Genomic DNA, 2,133 nt, shown 5'->3' with positions numbered 1-2,133 from the left:
TTCGCGGCGATATTTGCGGCGAGGCTGAATGCGGCGCGTGTAGCGCCGATATTGGCGATGCCCTTTGCGGCGATGTCGTAGGCGGTGCCGTGGGCGGGGGTGAGGATGGGGACGGGGAAGCCGGCGAGCATGGTGACGCCGCGGTCGAAGCCCATGAGCTTCATGGCGATCTGGCCCTGGTCGTGGTACATGGTCAGCACCGCGTCGAAGGCGCCGGCTTTGGCGCGCAGGAAGACGGTGTCGGAGGGAAACGGCCCGTCGGCGGCGATGCCGCGGGCCTTGGCCTCGGCGATGGCCGGCGCGATCACCTCGATCTCCTCGCGGCCGAAGTTGCCGCCGTCGCCGGCATGCGGGTTGAGCCCCGCCACCGCGATGCGCGGGCGGGCAAAGCCCGCCTGGCGCATGGCGCCGTCGGCGAGGGCGAGGGCGTCGCGCACGGCTTCGCGGGTGATCAGTCCGGCGACGTCCTTGAGCGGCACGTGCGAGGTGACGCGGGCGTTCCACAGGCCCTCGAGGATGTTGAACTCGCTCGCCGGACCCTCGGCCCCGACCTCCTCGGTGAGGAAGGTGATCTCGTCCTCGTAGGAGGGATGGGCGAGGCGCATGGCCGCCTTGTTGAAGGGGGTGAAGGCGACCGCCTGGGCATGGCCGGCCATGGCGTATTTGAGGGCGGCGCGGAAATTGGCGACGGCGAAGGCGCCGCCTGCGCGGCTGACCTCGCCCGGGCGGATGGTGGCCGGGTCGAGATGGCCGAGGTCGACGAAGATGGGCCGGGTCTCGCCGGCCGCGGCCTCGGCCGGATCGGTGACGACGGCGATCTTAAGGGACACGCCGGCGATCGCCGCGCCGGCGGCGAGGACGCGCCGGTCGCCGAAGACGACGAGGCGGGCGGCGGCGCGCAGGTCGTCGAGGTGGAGGGCCCTGGCCATGAGCTCCGGGCTGATGCCGGCGGGATCGCCCATGGCGAGAGCGACCGTTGGGGCAATCGTTGGGGCGAGGGTCGGCTGGGGAGGGGAATTGAGCGGCCTTTGCGCCACGACGCGGACCTCCTGGAGATGGGTTGAGGGGAGGCTAGAGGGGCGCGGTCCTGTCGTCAAGTATGCTGTATACAGAATGCCATCATACGGCGTTCAATTGACCGCCGCCCCCGCCGCAGGCATCATGAGCCTTGACGCGCAAGGGATTCGCCAAGGGATTCGACAAGGAATTGCCAAGGAACTGCCAAGGGATCCGCCGGGAGATCCCGGCGGGTTCGCCAGGGGGTAGCAGAGGGATAGCAAAGGAGTTCGCGCAAGGATCGGGCGCCGGGCCTTCGCCCGCTGGCCGGTGGTCCAGGACGATCCCGAGCCGATCCCCAAGGTGATCCCAAGGCAATCCAGGGCGATCCGATCCCGAGCCGACCATGAGGCCGAGACCACAGGTGAGCATGACAGACGAGACCATCGCCCCGTCGGCGGACAGGCCGGAGGCAGGCCCCGAGGAGGCCCGCCCCATCGCCCGGCGCACGCTGCACGACGAGGTCGTCACCCGCATCCGCGACATGATCACCGAGGGCCAGCTGGCGCCGGGCGCACGGGTGCACGAGGGCCAGCTCGGCGCGGCGCTGGGCATCTCGCGCACGCCCCTGCGCGAGGCGCTGAAGTTCCTGGCGCGCGAAGGGCTGATCGAGCTGGTGCCGAGCCGCGGCGCCATCGTGCGCCGCTTCTCGCCGAAGGACGTCTACGACATGCTGAGCGTGCTGGCGACGCTGGAGGCGGAGGCCGGGCGCCTCGCCTGCGCCAACGCCAGCGACGCCGACATCGCCGCGGTCGCCGGCCTGCACGCGCGCATGATGGCCTTCTACGCGAGCCGCAACCGGCTCGAGTACTTCAAGCTCAACCAGGCCATCCACACGGCCATCGTGCGCCTGTCGGGCAATGCGGTGCTCGCCGACATCCACGAGACGCTGCAGTCGCGCCTCAAGCGCATCCGCTTCCTCGGCAACCAGGAGCCGCCCAAGTGGGACGAGGCCGTCGCCGAGCACGAGGAGATGATCACGGCCCTCACCGCCCGCGACCCCGACCGCCTCGCCAAAATCCTCGCAAACCACATGCGAAACAGCTGGGAACGCGTCAGGCAGACGCTCCCGTAGGG

The 2,133-nt window shown here is 70.2% G+C and carries 2 protein-coding genes; one reads left to right on the top strand and one right to left on the bottom strand.

From position 1 onward, the window contains the following. Positions 1 to 962 (bottom strand): 4-hydroxythreonine-4-phosphate dehydrogenase PdxA (locus tag GGR16_RS26045; protein ID WP_183319151.1); only part of this gene is annotated, 962 nt, incomplete at its 3' end. A gap of 464 nt (positions 963 to 1,426) precedes the next feature. Here GGR16_RS26045 and GGR16_RS26040 point away from each other — a divergent pair. Then, positions 1,427 to 2,131: a GntR family transcriptional regulator gene (locus GGR16_RS26040; protein WP_183319149.1), complete on the top strand. Its 705-nt coding sequence runs from the start codon at positions 1,427 to 1,429 to the stop codon at positions 2,129 to 2,131. The last annotated feature ends 2 nt before the right edge of the window (positions 2,132 to 2,133 follow it).

It is taken from the genome of Chelatococcus caeni, assembly GCF_014196925.1.
GTDB classification, from domain to species: domain Bacteria; phylum Pseudomonadota; class Alphaproteobacteria; order Rhizobiales; family Beijerinckiaceae; genus Chelatococcus_A; species Chelatococcus_A caeni.
The sequence above is the reverse complement of the archived record's forward strand: the minus strand, read 5'-3'. Positions and strand labels throughout refer to the sequence as shown.